18 protein-coding genes and 1 tRNA gene are annotated in these 19633 nt (G+C 63.4%); 8 read left to right on the forward strand and 11 right to left on the reverse strand.

Features of this window, described 5'->3' with window-relative positions; all coding sequences use genetic code 11:
• Positions 1-13: 13 nt before the first annotated feature.
• The 3 genes from DCY11_RS02705 to DCY11_RS02715 all read right to left on the reverse strand — a co-directional run bounded on the left by DCY11_RS02705 (position 14) and on the right by DCY11_RS02715 (position 3936).
• Positions 14-2299: an RND family transporter gene (locus DCY11_RS02705; protein ID WP_108681148.1), complete on the reverse strand. Its 2286-nt coding sequence runs from the start codon at positions 2297-2299 to the stop codon at positions 14-16.
• 314 nt (positions 2300-2613) lie between these two features.
• Complete coding sequence (locus DCY11_RS15730) at positions 2614-2757, reverse strand: hypothetical protein (protein WP_208430498.1); 144 nt, start codon at positions 2755-2757, stop codon at positions 2614-2616.
• Between the two features lie 24 nt (positions 2758-2781).
• Positions 2782-3936 (reverse strand): DegT/DnrJ/EryC1/StrS aminotransferase family protein, encoded by a 1155-nt coding sequence (locus DCY11_RS02715; RefSeq protein WP_108681149.1) that lies wholly within the window; start codon positions 3934-3936, stop codon positions 2782-2784.
• Between the two features lie 268 nt (positions 3937-4204).
• On the opposite strand from DCY11_RS02715, the gene DCY11_RS02720 reads away from it, so the two are divergent.
• Positions 4205-4708 carry a GNAT family N-acetyltransferase gene (locus DCY11_RS02720; protein WP_159079750.1) on the forward strand — a complete coding sequence of 168 codons (504 nt, stop codon included), beginning with the start codon at positions 4205-4207 and terminating at the stop codon, positions 4706-4708.
• A 20-nt stretch (positions 4709-4728) separates the two neighbouring features.
• Positions 4729-6444, forward strand: coding sequence for a hypothetical protein (locus DCY11_RS02725; protein WP_108681151.1), 1716 nt, complete (start codon positions 4729-4731; stop codon positions 6442-6444).
• Between the two features lie 36 nt (positions 6445-6480).
• Here the strand turns inward: DCY11_RS02725 and DCY11_RS02730 are convergent.
• From DCY11_RS02730 to infA, 4 genes are all read right to left on the reverse strand, one after another.
• Positions 6481-6556, reverse strand: a tRNA-Phe gene (locus DCY11_RS02730).
• A 157-nt stretch (positions 6557-6713) separates the two neighbouring features.
• Positions 6714-6926, reverse strand: a complete 213-nt coding sequence (locus tag DCY11_RS02735; protein ID WP_108681152.1) for a DNA gyrase inhibitor YacG — start codon at positions 6924-6926, stop codon at positions 6714-6716.
• The gene (locus tag DCY11_RS02740; RefSeq protein ID WP_371515025.1) at positions 6923-7633 is read right to left on the reverse strand and encodes a Maf family nucleotide pyrophosphatase; all 711 of its coding nucleotides are present in this window, start codon (positions 7631-7633) and stop codon (positions 6923-6925) included. Before DCY11_RS02740 ends, DCY11_RS02735 begins: the two co-directional genes overlap by 4 nt.
• 49 nt (positions 7634-7682) lie before the next feature.
• Positions 7683-7901, reverse strand: coding sequence for a translation initiation factor IF-1 (infA, locus tag DCY11_RS02745; protein WP_045365920.1), 219 nt, complete (start codon positions 7899-7901; stop codon positions 7683-7685).
• A gap of 230 nt (positions 7902-8131) precedes the next feature.
• Here infA and DCY11_RS02750 point away from each other — a divergent pair, with 230 nt between their 5' ends.
• Positions 8132-8404, forward strand: coding sequence for a DUF3303 domain-containing protein (locus DCY11_RS02750; protein WP_159079751.1), 273 nt, complete (start codon positions 8132-8134; stop codon positions 8402-8404).
• Between the two features lie 36 nt (positions 8405-8440).
• Here DCY11_RS02750 and DCY11_RS02755 read toward each other — a convergent pair whose 3' ends face one another.
• From DCY11_RS02755 to DCY11_RS02770, 4 genes are all read right to left on the reverse strand, one after another.
• Positions 8441-11509 carry a hypothetical protein gene (locus DCY11_RS02755; protein WP_108681155.1) on the reverse strand — a complete coding sequence of 1023 codons (3069 nt, stop codon included), beginning with the start codon at positions 11507-11509 and terminating at the stop codon, positions 8441-8443.
• Between the two features lie 810 nt (positions 11510-12319).
• Positions 12320-14281, reverse strand: a complete 1962-nt coding sequence (gene dnaG / locus DCY11_RS02760) for a DNA primase (protein WP_108681156.1) — start codon at positions 14279-14281, stop codon at positions 12320-12322.
• Between the two features lie 90 nt (positions 14282-14371).
• Positions 14372-14818, reverse strand: a complete 447-nt coding sequence (locus tag DCY11_RS02765) for a hypothetical protein (protein WP_108681157.1) — start codon at positions 14816-14818, stop codon at positions 14372-14374.
• 34 nt (positions 14819-14852) lie between these two features.
• Positions 14853-15221 carry an antibiotic biosynthesis monooxygenase gene (locus tag DCY11_RS02770; protein WP_108681158.1) on the reverse strand — a complete coding sequence of 123 codons (369 nt, stop codon included), beginning with the start codon at positions 15219-15221 and terminating at the stop codon, positions 14853-14855.
• Between the two features lie 99 nt (positions 15222-15320).
• Between DCY11_RS02770 and DCY11_RS02775 the strand changes: the two genes are divergently transcribed.
• From DCY11_RS02775 to DCY11_RS02795, 5 genes are all read left to right on the forward strand, one after another.
• Positions 15321-15797 (forward strand): MarR family winged helix-turn-helix transcriptional regulator, encoded by a 477-nt coding sequence (locus tag DCY11_RS02775; protein ID WP_108683639.1) that lies wholly within the window; start codon positions 15321-15323, stop codon positions 15795-15797.
• A gap of 89 nt (positions 15798-15886) precedes the next feature.
• The gene (locus DCY11_RS02780) at positions 15887-16276 is read left to right on the forward strand and encodes a hypothetical protein (protein WP_108681159.1); all 390 of its coding nucleotides are present in this window, start codon (positions 15887-15889) and stop codon (positions 16274-16276) included.
• A gap of 157 nt (positions 16277-16433) precedes the next feature.
• Entirely contained in the window at positions 16434-17207 is a 774-nt protein-coding gene (locus DCY11_RS02785; RefSeq protein WP_108681160.1) for a DUF2189 domain-containing protein, read from the forward strand.
• 130 nt (positions 17208-17337) lie between these two features.
• Positions 17338-18294 (forward strand): SMP-30/gluconolactonase/LRE family protein, encoded by a 957-nt coding sequence (locus DCY11_RS02790; protein ID WP_159079752.1) that lies wholly within the window; start codon positions 17338-17340, stop codon positions 18292-18294.
• Positions 18295-18389: 95 nt separating this feature from the next.
• On the forward strand, positions 18390-19583 hold the full coding sequence (locus tag DCY11_RS02795; protein WP_108681162.1) for a D-alanyl-D-alanine carboxypeptidase/D-alanyl-D-alanine-endopeptidase: 1194 nt from the start codon (positions 18390-18392) through the stop codon (positions 19581-19583).
• Positions 19584-19633: the final 50 nt, after the last annotated feature.

The raw sequence follows: 19633 nt of genomic DNA on the forward strand, positions 1-19633 counted from the left end.
CCCCAATCCGCCATCAATGCCGCGATCCGCTCTTCTTTAGCGGACCACCTTCCAGGATTGCAATCGTTGCGGGGAGTATCAGTAGGTTCGCCAACAGGGCCGTGGCAAGCAACATAATGGCGACTTCGCCGAAAAGACGCAGATTCGGCAGCTGACTCAGCAGTGTTGCGGCGAATCCGGAGATCAAAACAACCGTCCCGACCGTCAGAACCGGCCCGATCGTGGTCAGCGTCTCTTCCAGCGCCGGTCGCACGGCCCGGCCGTGAGAGCGCATCAAGCCGTAATAGTTGAGAATGTGGATCGTGTTGTCGACCGCAATACCGAATCCGATGGTGAAGGCGACGACGCTGGTGAACTGCAAGCCCAACCCGGAGAGATAGAGGAACCCGGCAACGACCATGATCGGAAGAAGATTCGGCAAGACACAGTAGAGGCCCGCGCGCACCGACCGGAACACCAGACCGACAAGCAGGATGTTGAGGCAGATCGCGAGAAGAAGACTTCTGTTCAGCTGGGCGATCATCTCGTAGCTCGCCTTCGCGGACAGAACCGAAAGGCTCGTCGCGGTGAAGACCACCCCCGGATAGGCGGCGCGCAACTTATCGAGTTTGCTTTCCAGCTCCTTCACCACCGGCAGGAGATCCGCGGCATCCGTCCCTGGGAAATACCCGGTGACAAGCGTCGAGTTGTCGTCCACCGATAGGATTCTATCCATGAGCGGCGTCTTGGCTTCCTGGAGGAGGCCGAAGAATTGATCTTCGGTCATTTCGCCGGCAACCGCCCAACTTTCGATGCCATGGAGCGACGTCACGCTGCGCACCAGAGGCAAACCGGCGACGATCCCATCGACCTTGTTCACGAGCTCCGCGCTCTCGGGGCTGTCTATACGCGCGCCCGGCGGCATCTGAATATGGACGAAGATATTCTCGGTTCCCGCCAGCCGGTCGTCGATGGCGTTCATGGCGAGATGCGCCGGACTGCGCTCGGGCAGGTACTCCCGATATTGATAGCGGGGACTGATCTGGGAATAGAGAATGCCCGCGCCGACCAAGAGGATGAGACCGCATCCGAGCACCAACCGCGGCCGCACCAAGGCGAAATGCGCAACGCCGTGGCAACAACGGCTTGCCGCGCCGAAGGCCAGGTCGGCCTTGTTCCCGAGCGACTTTTTCTTCTTCACACGGCTGAAGAGCAGAAAGGCCAGCGACGGGACGACCGTGATGGTGACAAGATACGCAATCGCCGTACCGATCGCCGCTGTGAGTCCGAAACCCGCCACGATCTTCAGCGGCACCAGGGTGAGCGAGAACAGCGCGATTGCCGTGGTCAGCGAGGCCAGCACGCAGGCGGGCCCGATCTCGCGCACGGACCGATCCACGGCGTCGTAGACATCGGCGCCCTCTGCGAGCTCGCGTCTGACCTTGAAGAGAAGATGGAGCGAGCTTGCCACTACGAGCACGATGACGAGGGCGGGCACGACCCCGCTCATGACGTCGACCTCCGTTCCGCGCAAGCCCGTGATGCCGCCCAGCCAGATCACAGCGATGACGGACGGAAGCGCCGCCACGCAGACATAGGTGATGCTGTGGAAGAAGAGCCAGGAGATGAGCAGGACGATCAGGAAGCCGACGGAGATGAACGTCATCTGGTCGGCCATGAGCGACGAAACGATCTCGAGCCGCAAAAACGACAGACCCGAATATTGGACCGTCATGTCGGTCCCTTCGAGCATGCGCTCCGTCACATCGCGCAACTCACTCGCGACGACGCGCAAGTCGTCGATATCCGGGTAAGGCTGCATCGCGATCACGAAGAGCGTGGTCTGCCCATCCGGCGACAGGAGCTTTTTGGCTACGAGCGGATGGTGGAGAATCGCTTCTTTCGCCTCCGGCAAATCCTTCTCCGTGATCTCCGGAGGGAAGAGCGGCTCGGCGCCGCCGGCATTGTCGGGCGGATGGCGGGCCGAAAACATCGATACGACATCGCGCACGCCATTCGCGAAGCTCAGCTCGAGATGGAGATCCCGCAGCCGCTCGAGGTTCTTGACCGTGAAGAGGTCGTCGGACCGGATGAGCAGCAGGACATCCTGGCCGCTGTCCGGATACTGCTCCTCGACCAGCTGAAACTTGGCATAGTCGACGGTTCCGGAACGGAAGATCTCGCGAATGTCGCTCGAGAAGCCGACTTTCGTCGAGAAGTACGCCAGCGGCACCGTAATCAAGACAATGAGCAGAAGGGTCGCGCGCGGAAAGCGCAGGGCGAGAAGCCCAATCCTCTCAAGGCCAAACCCAGCCGACATCAGGCGCAGAGTCTCCCAGGCCTCGAAATGGGCTGCATCGCCGACATCGCATTTCCCCCCAAACTTGACCGCCCACGCCGACGGCCGGCGCAGATCCTAGAATCGCGCCCCCCTTCAGTCCATTAGAGCACGAGCCGGGGGGCGATGCCCAGGGCTCGGTTCGCGGGCCCGGGAGGGCCGACTCCCCTCTGCAGGCGCCGAATCCTTTGACTTTGAAGCGCAAATTAAGACGTTAGCGAGGCTGGACCATGAGATCTCAGCCCCCTCTGGCCCGCGAGCGGATCAGCCTGCCGGGTGTGGCGAGGTCGGGCGGCTCAATGAAGCCCCGGCGGCGCCCGCGCGATCATCAGCCAAACGATGACGAGGACCGCCGCGAAGGCCGGAATGCGGAACGCGAACCACCAGCAAGACAGACGCGAGTCACCCTCCGCCGAAAAGACCGCGCAGCCAGGTCCCAATGAGTTGGACTTATCCTACCTACGCTAGTGGAATGCCGCCTGGACGACGTCGATGACCCTGGCGATCTCGTCGTCTCGCATCGATGCAAAAATGGGAAGGCTGACGCACCGTTCCGCATACCGCGTTGCCACCGGAAACTGGTCGTCGCGTAGATTGTTGCGCTCGCGCCAATAGGTCATCTGGTGCAGCGGCCTGTAGTGGATCGAGAAGCCTACCCCATGCCGGGAGAGGTGCTCTAGGAACCGGTCGCGCGCCGCGCGATCGTGGAACTGTATTGGATAGAGATGCCAGGAATGGGTCTGGTGGGACTTGGGCCACGCCGGCAGGGTCAAGGGAAGCCCGGCAACGCCGTCGTGGTATCGGGCGGCGATGTGCTGGCGTCTAGTATGAAAGTCGTGCGCCCGGGACAACTGCGTCCGGCCGAGCGATGCGGCCATGTCATTCATGTTGTACTTGAAGCCTGGAGCGACGACATCGTAGCAGAGCTTCGCAAGATCCGGGGCTGAGCGGTCAAAGCTATCGCGATCGATGCCGTGGAACCGCGTCAGCTTGCAGCGCTCGATGAGCGACTCGTTGCGCGAGACAATCATGCCGCCCTCCCCCGTCGTAATCGTCTTGTTCGCATAGAAGCTGAAGACCGCGGCATCCGAGGCGCCGGCCCCGACGTGAACACCGTCTATTGAGGCCGGCAGCGCATGGGCAGCATCGTCGACGACGTGAATTCCATGGGGTTCGGCCAGTGCGTAGATGCGGCCCATGTCGCAAGGGAGCCCGCCGAAATGGACCGGCATGATGGCGCGCGTTCTCGGGGTAATCGCCTCGGCAATCTTGTCGGGATCGATGCAGAGCGTTTGCGGATCGATATCGACGAACACCACATCGGCACCGAGAGCGCGAACGACTTCCGCCGTGGCCGTGAAGGTCAGCGTCGGAACGATGACCTCATCGCCTTGGGCGATCCCGAGCGCCTCGAGAGCTAGATGCATTCCCGCCGTGTTGGATGCAACCGCAACGGCTCGAACACCCTCTCCCATGAACTGTTCGAACTCGTCCTCGAACGCCGCCACTTGCGGGCCGGCCGTTAGCCAGCCGCCTCGAAGGACGGAGACCACCGAAGCGATGTCTTCGTCGTCGAGATCGAGCCGGAAAAAGGGAATGTCCGGACCTGCAGCCTCCACGTCTAGCCTCCCCTGCGGGTCATACAAGCGCCAATACCAGGGCAGGTTTTTAGCTCCAAACCATTGCCCATGCTCGAACAATAGCTGCTGAATATGCGGGAAAGATGCCTTGACAAGGAGGGCACGCTCTCAATTGACTTGATGCTCAGGGAGCGAGGGCGCGTATGAGCGAAAAGCAACGCATAAGGCTTGGAGAGACGCTCCCGGCGGGATCCGATGCGTCTCTCGCACGTTCTGTCGTGAAGGCCCATGCGTCGCGATGGGCTCCATGTCACGACTAGTTCAAGCCGATGTCGGCGCCGAACGAACCCCTTCCGGCGCGCAGGTGTGGCTCCGGCCCATGGACGCAAGCGACGAGCTGTTGATCTTCGGTTGGCAATGGGAACCCGGCGCACGCACCCATTCGCGCAATACCAATTCGCCATCGCGTGAAGAACACGCCGCCTGGATGGCGGAGAAGCTCGCCGATCCTTCGTGCCATCCGATGGTCATCATGGTGGACGGCAGGCCCAGAGGGGTGCTTCGCCTCGACCGCCGCGGCGACGAAGGTTTCGAGGTCAGCATCCTGATCACCGAAAGTGCGCGCGGAAAAGGCATCGGCAGCGCGGCTCTGCGAGCCGCCAACGGGCTGGCGCCGCACTTGCGGCTTCTCGCGGAGATATTCCCCAAGAACACGGCGTCCTTGCGCGCCTTCGCCAAGGCCGGATTCGAACCAACCGGCGGGACATGGTATGCGCGCGAGACAATCGATCGCCTGCCTGCCGGAAATTGAGCCATGCGGTGCCGATAGCCATGTCGCCGTCTCCTGCGCCCTCTGCCAAAGAAATCGTCGCGCGCCAGACGCTATGCCGGGGTCTGTTCGACTGGTGCCTGGGGCACGCAGAAGCATGTCTGAAGGACCAAGACGATGACGCGGCCGTCAACTGGCTGCACGTTGCGGCCAACTTGGCGAGTGCCTTCGGTTTTGGCCAACTGACCTCGTCGCGGCTCGAGAACGCGGCCCTCCAGATCGCCGCACGACTTGGCGCTGCCCCGGAGGAGCGTCCGGCCGCCAACTCCGAACCTCGGCGATGGCTTCACGTCCTGTCGATCGCTTACGCCGTCGGCGGCCATACGGCGCTGCTGCACCGGTGGATCGAAAACGACGACAGCGGAGATGAACACCATCTGGCGCTGACCTCCATGGACGCGCTTGCTCTTCCTGAATTGAAAGCCGCGGTCGAACGAAGCGGCGGAACGGTAACGGCGCTTGGCGGCATTCCGTCACTGCGCGAAAGGGCTCGAGTGCTGCGGGAGCTTGCTTCACGCGAGGCAGACCGTGTCGTGCTGCATACCCATATGTGGGACGTCGTCCCGACAGTCGCGTTCGGCGTTGCCGGCGGGCCGCCGGTTCTGCTGTTGAACCATGCGGACCACGTGTTCTGGGTCGGCGCCTCCATTGCCGACCTCGTGGTCAACGTTCGCCAGGCCAGCGTGGACTTGGCGCGCCGCAATCGCGGCGTGGACAGGAATTTTCTGTTTCGCATTCCGCTGCCGAGCCCGCGCGACCCGTCGATCATGGCGCAGGATCGCCAAGCGGTGCGTGCCCGCTTGGGCATTCCCGAAACGGCCATCGTCTTCGTGACCGTTGGCGCGGCATACAAATACAAAGCGCTCGGCGATCTCGATTTTCTGGCGATGGTGCGAGCGCTTTTGAGCACGCTGCCGGCCGCGTATCTCGTGGCGGTCGGACCGAGCGCCGAGGACGACGACTGGGACGCCGCCGTGGAAGCGCTCGGGGACCGTCTGATCCCCGTGGGCGTTCAGCACGACGTGGCCGCATACCACGCCGCCGCGGACATCTATCTCGAAGGCTTTCCCTTCGACTCGCATACCGCCTTGCTGGAAGCCGCTGTCTCCGGGCTGCCGGTGGTGCGGATCCCCGCCTGCGTGGTGCCGCCCTTTTCCGCGCACGATTTCCCTCTCTCGGAGGTGCCCCAACCCGCCGATGTCGAAGCTTATCTGGCCCAGGCCATCTCACTGGCGAAGTCGGACACGTTGCGCGCTTCGACCGAGGCGAAGCTTCACGAGGCGGTCGTCGGACTTCAGTGCGGACCGGCTTGGCGGCAACGGCTGCGAGAACTCAAAGAGGCCGCGCCTGGCCGGCACGCTATTTACGAACCGCATCCCGTCGATGTGGATCGCGACCTCGCCGACTTCTGGACGGCGTTCCGGATGCGCGTCAATCGGAGGGATCCCCTGAAATACGTTCTGAAGCTGGCCGCGGAGGCAAACCTCGACACCGGCGCGGAGGTGATCTTCGAAGAGTACCGACGGATCATCGGCCGCAAAGACGCCGAGGCCCGAAACTTGCGCGCGCACCTCGCCGCTCTGGAGGACGAGGCAGAAAAGGTGAGCGAAGAGCTGGCGGAGAAGCAACGCCTGTCCGAGAAACTCCGCTCCATCCAGGAAAGCTCTTCCTGGCGCCTCACGTCACCGCTACGCGCAATACGGCGGATGTTTTCCTGACCGGGCGATTGGGGCTCGTCGGCGAAGGGCGGAGAGTGGTGCCCAGGGGCGGATTCGAACCACCGACACGCGGATTTTCAGTCCGCTGCTCTACCAACTGAGCTACCTGGGCGTGCCTACTGTCAGGCTGGACGCGATGGGCCGCTTGGCAAGAATTGCATGCAAGGCCCTATCCCGTAAGGCCCTGGCTTATAGGCAATCGGCCGGGCTCTGTCGAGACCGGACTTCGCGGGTTTTTGCCTCCGCGTGTGCCCGGCAAAAGCGCCGGCTTAGTCTTCGTCCCAGCCGGCGGGCGGCTCGGGATAGGCCTCCTCGGCCGGGTCTCCGGGAACCGCATAGGCGCCCTTGAGCCAGCGCCCGAGATCGAGCTCCGCGCAGCGCTTCGAGCAGAAGGGACGATGGGCCTTGACTGTCGGCTTGCGGCAGATCGGGCAGCGCGCGACCGCCTTTTGCGCCGCTTTGCTGTCCCGGCCGGCGGTCACTCGGAGTCGACCTCGGCCTTGGCCAGCCACAGTAGCGCGACCGGATAGCCCTCGCCCGCCAGCATGCTGACCGTCTCGGTCAGCGGCAGCCCCACCACATTCGTGTAGGAGCCCACCAGTTTGATGACGAAGGCCCCGGCAATGCCCTGAATGGCATAGCCGCCCGCCTTGCCGCGCCATTCGCCGCTGGCGAGATAGGCGCCGATCTCCTGGTCGGTGATGTTGCGGAAGCGCACGCGGGTCTCGACCACGCGCTCGCGCCACCGCCCCTCGGGCGTTACCATGGTCACCGCCGTGTAGACGCGATGGGCGCGGCCGCGCAGAAGCCGCAGCATGTCCGCCGCCTCGTTCTCGAGCTCGGCCTTGCCGAGCACGCGCCGGCCGACGGCCACAACCGTATCGGCGGCGATCAGGAAACACTTGGCGAGTTCCGGCTCGTTCTTGACGAGCTTCAGCGCAGCCTCGGCCTTGGCCTTGGCCAGCCGCCGCACGATCTGACGCGGCACTTCGCCCTTCGACACGCTCTCGTCGACCGATGACGGGCGCAGCGCATCCGGCGCAAGCCCTGCCTGTTCGAGCAGCTGCAAACGGCGCGGCGACGCGGAGGCGAGCACGAGTTTAGGCCGAAAGCTGGAGCCCGGCTTCGGCGCGCGGCGGCGCGTCGGCCGCTTCGGCGCCTTGATCTTACCCGGCACAGCGGCGGCCACGGGCTCCGACTCGGCTGGCGCCGGCGTGCTCCGTTTCAGCCCGAGCTTGCTACTTAAACCGGTAAGTGATCCGACCTTTAGTGAGATCATAAGGGGTCATCTCGACCAAAACTTTGTCACCAGCAAGCACCCTAATCCGGTTCTTGCGCATACGTCCCGCCGTGTGGGCGATAATCTCGTGTTCGTTCTCGAGTTTCACCCTGAAAGTGGCATTCGGGAGGAGTTCGGTGACCACCCCCGGAAATTCGAGCATTTCTTCCTTCGCCATAAGGCTCCTTCCGCATCCTTGAATTGCCGCGGAGAATGGTCGCGTGGGACGCTAAAATCAAGGAGGATTCCGGGATTTGTCTGGTCCGGTCAGGACTGTCCGCCAGCAATCATCGGCGCGTGCGGTCAACGCGATGTCGTATACAATCGCCAATCTTCTTACCGTACGGGCTTGCCCTAAGGCTTGGCGCCGTGCGGCCAACGGCGACGGCTTAGCGAGTGGAGCACACCATGCTTTTTGTTTGCTATGTGACGATCGATCCCGACGCGCGCGATGAGAGCTTGGCGCGATTCATGGAGAACGGCGTGGTCGAACCCTCAGGCGTGAAGCTGCTCGGCGCGTGGATATCGCTCACGCAGCAGGAAACCTGGAGCATCTTCGAATCAGACAGCGCCGAAGCGATCATGGCCCTGTTCGACCCCTGGACGGATCTCAACGTGCACCAGATCGCCCCGGTCATGGATTTCGATGGCTTGAAGAAATTCCTCGAATCGAAGGGATAGCGGGTACGGCACGGGCTCTGGGCCAACGGCTCCTTTTTACCAAGCCACGCGCATGCCGGCCTTGCCGCCGAGGCCTTGCACGTCCTCGCCGAAGGTGTAGTCGACCTTGGCGAACACGGCGGTGGTCTGGGAGAAGTTGAACAGGTTCACGCCGGCCGAGAACTCGCCCCAGACGTCGTCCAGATCGTCCTGGAACTGGAAGGTCGTGCCGGAGGACACCAGCGTCGCCGCATTGTCTTCCGAGAGGTTGCCCCACAGGCTCGCGATCAGGAACGGCTCCATCATGGTGCCTTCCCAGGCTTCCGTGGTGGTGCCGACACGCCCGCCGATCCGGCCTCTGACGTTGGCATCGTCGGAGAAGCTGACCTTGTTGCCGCCCACGTTGAAGCCGTCGATATCGGCCCAGGCGATCTCGATCGTCGCCAGCGGCTCGAAGAAGGCCCCGCCGGTGAATGAACCGAAGCGGTAGCCGGCGTCGGTTCTGAGGCCCACCGTGGTGGCGTTCAGGCTGTCGGGGAAGCCCAGATTCGGCGTGTCGATCTCATAGAGATGCACGTTCAGCAGCGTATCGACGAAGAGACCGTCCTTGAGATAGGTGGCATACGCTCCCACCTGGCCGCCGGAGAAGTTGAAACTGTCGGCGAGGCTGTCGTAGTCGAGGCCGGCGCCGACGAAGCCGCCGAGCACGCCGAAGACCAGCACATCGCCTTCCGAGAGCACATCGTATCTGCCCATGTCGACGCCCATCTGCAGGTCGACCGTGGAGAGCTCGTTGTCGAGGTCGTAGTCGTAATTGCGCCCATAGGCCGAGGTGGTGGCCGAACCGTTGCGATCCAGACGCGAGCCGCCGCCCTTGATCCAGACGCCGGGCGTCAGGCCATTTGACGAAGGTTCGCTCATGGACTTGGCGCCGGCGTCATAGGCCGGGGCCCCGCCCCCGTTCAGCACCACCCGCAAATCCGCCGTCCTGTCGAACCAGGTGCTCGAGGTCTCGTGCCACAGATCCTGGGCCGCGGTCAGCAGCTTCGGCAGCATATGAGCGGACGCGCCCGCAAAGCTGCGCAGCTCCCAATATCCGGAGCCTGTCGGCACGAAATAGAGGTCGTAGTCGAACAGCCCCGTATCGATGGGTCCGTCCGCCATCACGAAGTTGCCTGCCTTCGGGGTCTGACCCTCCACGAACACGACCGGGATGCCTTGCGAATTGAAGACGCCCGGCAGGGTGCTGGTATTGTTGACCATCACCTTGGTCACGCCCGACACGTCGCCGTCGACGATGAAGTTGTCCGCCTTCGAGCCGGCCCCGCGCAAGGACGCATCCACAGCCAGGTACCCGCCGCCTTCGAATTTGAGATCCGCAGACCCCGGCGTGTTGGCGAGGGTGAATGTGTCCCCCACCCCGCCGTCGACCAGCGAGATCGTGCCGCCGTTGTTCTTGAAGGTCTCCAGCCCCCGGAAGCCGCTCGACTCACGCTTGGAGGCATTCGTCGCGGCCAGCACAGTGGCGCCGGTCTGGTTCGAGAACACATCCTCGCCGCCGCCGAACAGAGACGTCTTCTTCGTCTCGAAGACACCGCCCGCCCGGTTCACGAAGCGGTCATTCTGTTCCGTCAGATCCACGAAGCCCGTGATCGTTCCGGCGTTGAAGATGTCGGCGTTGCCGAGACCCTTCACGTCGATGGCCAGATGAGACTGCGCCCCGATCTCGCCCGTATTGGTGATCGTCGTCTTATTGCCGACGTAGTAGCTATACGAATAGACGCCCACATTGCGCGGGCCGCCCTCCGCATACACCGAGCCGGAATTGTTGATCGAGATGGGCGCGTTCGGGCCGATCGCGAGCGTGATGATGCCGATGGCATAGTTGTAAGGACCGCCGGTCGTGTCGGTGATCTTTGCGTGGATATCGCCGCTATTGGTGACCGAGATCGGCGTGAAGCCCGGGTCCACCTCGGCTGTCGGCGTAACGACGGCCTGCAGACCCACGGCCTGCTCGCGCGCCCGAACCGTGACCATCGCCTGGTTGTCGATCGTGATCGCGCTGTTCGGGCTGATGCTGAACGCGTTGATGCCGTAGGCATAGCTGTTCGCGCCCGTGGCGCGGGCATCGATTGCACCCTTGTTGGTAATGGCGATCGGGCCTAGGCCAATCACGCCATTGGACGTCGCATATATGCCGGTTGCCCGACCGGAAGGTCCGGTGTCCAGAACCGTAAGCTCACCGCTGTTGAGGATGGTCAGTGGACTATCCGACGTGGCGGTGGGAGCGGCTGTCGACCCCCCAACGCGGCCAAAGATACCGACCGTCTGCCCTTGTCCTGTCGCGTCGATCGCCGCCGTGTTGCTCACCGACACCGTGCTCTCGTTGCCGCTGCTCTCCACGTCGATGCCAATTGCCGTCGGACCGTTCACGGCGATCGGGCCGCCATTCACGATCGTGATCGGGCTGCGGGAGCCACCAGTCGTGGCGTAGATGCCGCGTGCAACGTCGCCATCGGCGGTGATACCGCCACTGTTGTAAACGTCGATTGGCGCATCATCGCCCGTGTTTTGAGCAAGGATACCGGAGGCGTAACCTTGGGTCGTCGTCGCGTTGATATCGCCGCTGTTGTCGATGCTAATGCGTTGCCCGGCCGGTCCGAACTGCGCAAAAATGCCGCTCGCGACGCCCCGTCCGCTTACCGTGATATCGCCGCTATTCGTGATGTCAAAAAAACCTGCCACGGCCTGCGCGAAGATGCCGACGCCCGAGTTGTTTGCGGAAGTCACCGTGAGATCACCGCTATTGTCGAGGATGAGCCCAACCGCCCCCTGAAAGTTAAATCCGGTGGCGGGTTGTGAACCGGCGCTCACGATCATGTCGCCGCTATTCGAGATGCGCGCCGGAACTTGGCTCGTACCCGACACGCTCATCCCGCTGGCGCCATCCGCGCCCGTGACGATGAGTGTTCCACTGTTGTCGACAATCAGGGCGTTGTCCGGACTGCTCGTCACCACGCTAAGGGCCGTGGCATTGTCGCCCGAAACCGTGATGGCACCGCTATTGGTGAGGCTGATGTCGCTATTGGTCCCTGCAGTGGAGGCAAAAATGCCAACAGAGTCCAAGGTGGGATGGATACTGGTTAGCGGCCCACTGTTGTCGATGGTGATGCTTCGGCCATCACCATTGGTGGTGAGATTGATAACAGTGCCGCCCGCAGTGGTACGGTATTCGGTCGGCGCGCAGACGATGGCGTCGCCAGGTGTTGTAACGTCGATCGGGCCGGGCGGCGGGTTTCCGGTCAGGCAGTCGACCTGCGCCTGTGCCGGCGTAGGAGCGGCAACGGGCGCGAATACAGCGACGGCCGCGAGCGCCGTGCCCAGAAGCAGCGTTCGGCGATCGAACGACTGTCTGGTGATCAGTTTGCTGATCGGTCTTTGTGAAAATGTTCGGAGCGCCGAATCCGACCTCTCCGTACTGCGCGGATCAGAAGCCCCACGCCTTACCAACGCACGCCGTTTACGCCGATCCCATCGCGACATCCCGCTCTCCCTCGGTCAGTCAGCACCGCACGTCACACTTGCGTCTATGTGATGCAAAGCCTGGGTGAGTCGTTGCACGGCAGCTAGTGCAAATGAGCAACAGTCGAAAAAAAGCTAAACAATACGGGCGCAGATTAGAAAGGTGTACGTGTACGGACGAACTTCCGATAGGCCTGCCCCATAACCGCTGTACGTGTCGCAAGGTCGGCCAGGTGCCCGCCCAAGACCAAGATCCAGCAAGATCCAGAATGGCCGTTGCCGGTCGCAAGCCTCACGACATGCCGCGCGCACATTCCTGCCGCCGCTTATCCATGGCGGCGCGCGGGGTACGATAGTGTCTCGGATGTTCTCTAGGCCGGCTATGCGCCGAGGGCAGCGCACAATGCGTGGGACTCAGCCCTGCCGGCGGCGGCCTTTGGCGGGGGGCGCGCTTTTTAGGCGCGCGAGCATGTCCTGAAAACGCTGCTTCGCGTCGCGCATGGCCGCGTCGTCCGTGTCCTGCTTGAGGCCGACGCTCGCCACTTCCTGCTGCAGAACGGCAAAGCGTTCGAACTCGGCTTCGGACATGTCGGCGATGACCTCGGCGCTCTCGGCGATCTCACGGCTGAGCGTCGGCAGCGCGCGCCAGCGATAGAGCATGTCCGTGAACTGCTCCTCCACCTCGTCGCGCGGCATATCGGGTTTCAGGAAGGCGTGCCGCGCATGATGGCTTTCCAAGAACAGCCGGTCCAGCAGTTCCCCGTTGGATCCGTCGCGCAGTTTCGCGATCAACGCGTCGCGCGAAATGGCATGGTCATCGTGGATCGCTTTCGTGGCGGCGGCGAGCAACGCGGCAAGCTTCTTGTCCGTTACATCCACGCTCGCGATCTCTTCGGCGTACTGATCGAGCAGCCAAGGATGGTTCACGAGCGCCAGCGCAACAATCGTACCGAACCCATAGGCGGTTGGCGGCGGCAGCGCCTCGCGGCGGGCGGGCTTCGCTCCGTTTCTCTTGCCGGGCCCACCGTTTCTGCCGGACCGAGGCTGCGGCCGCCACAGTTCGAACAGCCTGTTCTTGATCTCGCGGCGATAGTGCTCGCGGACACGCACATTCTCGATCTCGTTCAGCAGCGCCTCGAGCCGCGCTTCAAAGGCGGCGCGCCGCTCCGGCGTATCGATGGCGCCGGCGCGCATCTCCCGGCGCCAGGCCATGTCGATCAGCGGCATGGCGTTCTTGAGATAGGCCGAGAAGGCGGACGGCCCGGCGCTGCGAACGAGATCGTCCGGGTCCTGGCCCTGGGGCAGGAAGGCAAACCGGAACGAATGGCCTTCGCGCAGCACGGGCAGCATTCGATCCACGGCCCTCGCCGCGGCGGCCTCGCCTGCCCGGTCGCCGTCGAAGCAGATCACGGGCTCGGGCGCGAGCTGCCACAGCTGCTCCATCTGCCGCGCCGTGAAGGCCGTGCCAAGCGTCGCCACCGCGTTCTTGAAACCCGCCTGGTGCAGCGCGATCACGTCCATATAACCTTCCGTGACGATCAACTCGCCCTTGTCGAAGGCGGAACCGCGCGCGCGGGCGAAGTTGAACACTTGGGAGCCCTTGTCGAATAGTCGCGTCTCCGGCGAGTTCAGATATTTCGGCTGCGCATCTGGAGCGAGCGCGCGGGCCCCGAATGCGATGACACGCGACTTCACGTCGAGAATCGGGATCGTCAGCCGGTCGCGGAAACGGTCGTAGGTGGGACGCCCGTCGTCCGGCTTGATGATCAGCCCGGCATCGAGAAGCTGCGCCTCGCTGAAGCCTTTTTGCAGCAGCGCGTTCTTGAGCGTGTCGCGTCCTCCGGGTGCATAGCCGATGCGGAACTCGGCGATGGTCTCTCGGCTCAGCCCGCGCCCCTCGGCATAGGTGAGCGCGTCGCGCCCTGTGCCCGACCGCAACGCCTGCTCGAAGAACTTGGCGGCGGCTTCGAGCGCGTCCATGAGCCCGAGCCGCTCCTTGACCGTGCGCTCGTATTGGGGATCGGGCGCCGGCATCGGCACGCCCGCCTCCCCCGCCAGCCGCTCCACGGCTTCGGGAAAACTTAAACCTTCCGTCTCCATGACGAAGCGGAAGATGTCGCCATGCCGGCCGGACGAGAAGCAGTGATAAAAGCCTTTCTGATCGTTCACGGTGAAGGACGGGGTCTTCTCCTTGTTGAAGGGAGACAGCCCCTTGAACTCACGCCCGGCGCGCTTGAGCTGCACGCGGCGCGACACGACCTGGCTCACAGGGAGCCGGGCACGGACCTCATCCAAGAACGAATCGGAGAACTTCATTTCAACGACAGTGGGCTTATCGGCGCGCCGAAGCGCGGTGCGATTCTCAATCTTCAACACTATCCACTGTTTGGAACAAAAGAGAAACGGTGGGATCGGCCGATCCCGGCGGGCACTGCGCCGCCAAAGGGGCGGTCTGCCCGGAATGGGTCACCCCTGCCGGGCGCGCAACCGCCCCGCCATCTTGAGGCCATCGCGCATGTTGAGTCCAAGAAGCGTGATGTTCACTGCGCCAGCCACGAGTTCGACCGCTTGCACCAGATAGAAGACGGCATCGAACTCTCCGGCGCGCGCCTTGAAGGCGAGAAAAAGCGCCGCCGGGATCAAGACCAGGATGCCGTTCGCGGCAATGAGCGGCATCCGTTTGATCTTCCGGCCGATCAACCCGGCTCGGCGCCCATGCGCCAGGGCAAAGCCCGATCCTCCCGCAGCGGCAAGGGCCGGAATCAGCAGGAGAAAGCCCCACGGTATGGCCGTCTTGACGGCGGTCACGGCCGCTTCGGACGCGAATAGCTCGCTGAAGGCCGTTGAGAGCCAGAAGGTCGCAATCGTCGCGAGCGCGACCGCGCCCGCGACTGGATGAAGGATCTTAAGCATCACCACACTCTCCGTTCCGGGGCGTTCGCGGCCGCTAGGCGACGCAAATCCCGGCCACAGCGACCTTCTGGAACAGGTGCGGCGCGGCCACGGCGGATGACGGATAGGCCGCGTGCGTTGCCACGAACTCGGGATTCTCGAACGCCGCCCGGAAGTGGCCCGTCGATTCCCAGACCGCATAGTTGAGATAGGCAGGGCTCTCGCCGATCGCGCGGTGGAGCTGGGTGGATATGAAGCCCGGCTGCCGCTTCATGAACTCCGCGTCCTGCTCCCACGCCTTCAGAAACAGCTCTTCGTCCGCTTTTTCGAGCGTGAAGACGTTCACCAGCACGACGGGGGAGGCATCCACCGCCAGTTGACGGTCAATCGGAAAGGCGGGGTCCAGTGGCCGTATGAAGGACATGAAAAGCTCCGTTCGGTTTGGTAGCATGATGTCAATTTGATATAATGCTCACATATATATTTGACATGATGATGTCAATATCAGCCTATGGAACCAATCATGACCCCTCGACTGCGAACGCCGGCCGGAAGCGCCCTGACCGACCTCATTCTCGATCTGTTTCGCCTCAACAACCGCGTCCTCGCCGCCGGAGACCGGCTGATTTCCGGGTTAGGTCTCACGAGCGGACGCTGGCAAGTGCTCGGAACAATCGTTGCCGCGGAGCGGGCGCAGCCGGTGGCTTGGCTGGCGCGCGACATGGGCGCCAACCGCCAAAACATCCAGCGCATCGTCAACGACCTGGAGAGAGACGGTCTCGTGATGTTCAAGCCGAACCCGCATCACAAGCGCGCTCAGCTTGTCGTTCTCACCGACGAGGGTAGGCGCAGGTTCGACGCGGCCATGAAATTACAGGCGCCTTGGGTCAACGACCTCGCCGAAGGCCTACCTGTCGAGGCCATCGAGACGACGCGCTACACCATGGCCGCGCTGCTTCGGCGGCTGGAGGGACATGGCCAAGCCGACGGTCAAGACTGATCGCGAACATGCCGGCGGCGGATCGGCGTTCCCCGCCCGCGCCACGGTCGCGCCATAGAACTGTCACCGGCGTTCACTACCCAGGACGGATGCGCGGCAGGAATGGCTCGGGCCTGAGCAACCTCATCTTGAAGATCACCGGCGCGGTCTGCATGATCGCGGGCCTTGCCACCGTTTGGCTGCCGATCCCGACCGGTCTCATTCTCATGGTGATCGGACTGACGCTCCTGATCGCCAGCAGCCCAACCATCGCCGCCTGGGCCCGGCTCCTGCGCCAGCGCAACAAGGGGCTGGACGAGAAACTGAACCGCGCCGAGCCGTATCTGCCGAAGCAGATGCAGCGCGTTCTGGCGAAGACCAAGCCCAATAGGACAAAGCTCGATCCGGCGGCGCGGGACGTTCAATCGGCCCAGCCGCATGACGTACCCAAGGCGCCGGGCCTCACGGCGTCCACCGGCGGACAGGCCGAAGCGTCCTAGATCCGCCTTGCGCTGACCCGGCTAAGCCCCTAAGGACCCGCGTGGGCTTGATGTGCCGCAAGGACGCATACGCCCCATTTCGCGAGCATGTGACCGCTCTGCCGGCGACGGCCATAGGGCCGTTGCTCGCTGCGGGACCACTTTGGGGGAGGATGGTGTGGAGACTTCAGGCGGACTGCCCGATATCGCCATTGTCGATTGGAAGGCGCCGTTCCGGTGGCTCGCCGGAGGCTGGCGCGATCTTTGGAAGGCGCCGGTGCCCTGCCTGACCTATGGCCTTCTCCTCGCGATCGTGAGTTTTGCCATCGGCTACGCGTTGGTCGTCTCCAACGCGGAGTTTTGGGCCTTGGCCTTGACCTGCGGCTTCGTGTTCGTCGCCCCAATGATCGCCATGGGGCTGTACCAGGCGGGACGCAGCATCGAGCGCGGCGAGAAGCCGACGCTCGGAGAGATGCTCTATGTCCGGGACGCCGTCCGCGGCGATCTTGCCTATCTCGGTCTATTCCTGCTGATGATCTACCTGCTTTGGGGGCGTATCGCCCAGATCGTGTATGGCCTGTCGACCTATCAGTTGCATCGGACCGTCGACGACTTCGTCACCTTCGCTCTGACGACGTCCGACGGGAACACCATGCTTGTCACGGGCACGCTCGCCGGCGGCTTGATCGCCTTTCTCACCTATTGCGGAGTCGTCGTGGCCGCGCCGATGCTGCTCGATCGCCATACAGGGGTGTTCACCACCATCGCCACCAGCGTCCGGGCCGTGGCCGAGAATTTTTGGCCGATGCTCCTGTGGGCCGCGATCCTCGGCGTCTTGACCCTGGCGAGCGCCGCGACCGGCTTCATCGCGCTGATCGTCGTGTTCCCGTGGCTCGGTCTTGCCAGCTGGCGCGCCTACCGCGACCTGGTCCCTGGGCCTCTGCCGGAATAAGCGGGGGCAACCCGGCCGGCGCTAACCGCGCCCTTCCCTCGCCCCGCGGAACGTGGCATCGCAAAGCATGGCTTCGAGACAGTCGGCTTTGCACAGACCGGTCCGCTGGCAGCCGCCGCCTAAATTCCGGATGAACGAGTCGCGCGACGAGGCGATTACGGCACCGCTGTCCCTGCACGGCCTCCCCGGCTCCGGCGGCGAGGATGTCCTGATCGAGCAAGATGGATCGGTGGTCACGGGGCTCGGCAATGGCGATGTGGTGCGCCTGACGACGGACGGCACTGCCGTTCTCGGCAATACGGGCGGACGGCCGCTGGGTCTCGAGGCCTGCGCGGACGGAACATTGCTGGTGTGCGATCACGACAAGGGCCTGCTGCGCGTCGATCCCGCGACCGGGCGCGTCACAGTCGTACTGAACGAGATCGACGGCGCACCCTTGCGCTTTTGCAGCAACGCCGCCCGGTCCGAGGACGGGAGCATCTACCTGACAACGTCGTCCGAAACGGCAACGTGGGACGACTACCAGGCGGACGCCATCGCGCACGCGACATCAGGAAAATTGATCCGTGTGCATCCCAATGGCGATACCACCGTCCTCGACCGGAACCTCTCCTTCGCGAACGGGATTGCCCTCGCACCGGATGAGTCCTGTCTCTATGTCGCTGAAACACTCGGCTACCGGATCCGCCGCTATTGGCTGAAGGGCGAGCGCGCCGGAACGTGGAGCGATTTCGTCACCGGGCTGCACGGCTTCCCCGACAACATCAGCCTATCGAGCACGGGACTGTTGTGGGTGGCGCTGCCGGCGCCGCGCATTGCGTTGCTCGACTTCCTGCTGCCCCGGCACCCGGCCTTGCGGACGCTCGCGCTGAAGCTGCCCCGCGTCCTGCAGCCGCGCCCGAAACGTATCGTGTGGGTGCAGGCCTACGATCTCGATGGACGGCTCGTCTACAATATCCGAATGCGGCACCGCGGCTTCTCATTCGTGACCGCCGTAGCGCAATCGGAAGGCACGCTTTGGCTGGCAAGCGTTCGGCACGCCGCGCTCGCGCGATTGGCGCTGCCGCCGCGCAATGTCACCGTTTGATACCACCCGCGTGCGGGTGGTCATGTAAACGCCGCTGTCGCAAACCAAGATCAGTCTAGCCATTGCGTCCGGTCGGCCTGTAAAAGAGAGCTGCCATGTGGTCCCGCCTGCTGATCCTTGCCTTCGTTCTCCTGCCCGCCCAAGGACTCGCCGCGGCTGCGTTCGCCGGCGCGAAGGAACGCGTCAGAGCGCTGGCGCCCAACGGCATTGTCTATGTGATCGACGAACAGGGCACCGAGCTCATCACGCAGAACGCCGACAAGCCGTTCGTGCCGGCTTCCGTCGCGAAAGTCGTGACCTCGTGGCTCGCGATGGAGGTCTTGGGGCCGGCCTATCGCTTCAAGACGCATTTCTATCTCGATGAGAATCGCGTGCTCTACGTGCGCGGCGGCGGCGACCCGATGCTGGTCTCCGAGGAGTTAGCCCTGCTGGCGCCGGAACTGGTCGCGGCGATCGGAACTGAGCCGATCACGGGCATGGTGCTGGATCCCAGCTACTACCCCGAGAAGGTCAGCATCCCGGGAATCGAAGACAACAGCCGCTCGTACAACGCGTTGAACTCCGCGCTGGCGGTGAACTTCAACACGATCAGCGCGGTGCGCCGCGGCACCAAGGTCTATCCCGGCGAGAAACAGACGCCCCTTACGCCGTTGGCCGTGAGTCAGTTCAGGTCACGGGGCCCGAACGGACGCGGCCGCATCAGCCTTGCGAAGGATCCCGAGCTCAGCCTGATCTATGCGGGAGAACTCCTCGAAGCATTCATCGAGAAATCCGGCGGCAAGGTCGAGGGCAAGATCACGATCGGGCCGGTGCCGCCAGGACTTCAACCTGTTTACGTGCATCAGCAGTCACGAAGCCTCGCGGCCATCATCAATCTGCTTCTGATCGGCTCCAACAACTACATCGCCAACCAGGTTTTCCTGGAGATCGGCGCGGCGCGTTACGGCGGCCCCGTGAGTCTCGAGAAGTCTCTCAAGGTCGCCAACGAGATGCTGGCCGCGCACGGGCTTCAAGACGACATCTATCTGGAAGAAGGTTCCGGTCTCAGCCGCGGCAACCGCTTCACGGCGCAGGGGCTCGCCAAGGTTCTCGATCTCTTCGTGACCTATGCGGAGCTGATGCACGGACACGACGGCGGCACGAACAAGACCGGCACCATGTCGGGGATCAGGACTTTGGCCGGCTATGCCGACACGGCCAATCATGGACGCGTGCGTTTCGTCATCGCCCTCAGAGGCGGCGGCCGGCTGCGCTACTCCGTGCTCAAGGCCATCGAGCAAGGACTCTAGCACGTGCGGGGCTGCTGACGTTCGAGCGATGCTCGTTGTCCACGCGGCCG

The organism is Methyloceanibacter sp. wino2 (genome assembly GCF_003071365.1).
Classification (GTDB): Bacteria; Pseudomonadota; Alphaproteobacteria; order Rhizobiales; family Methyloligellaceae; genus Methyloceanibacter.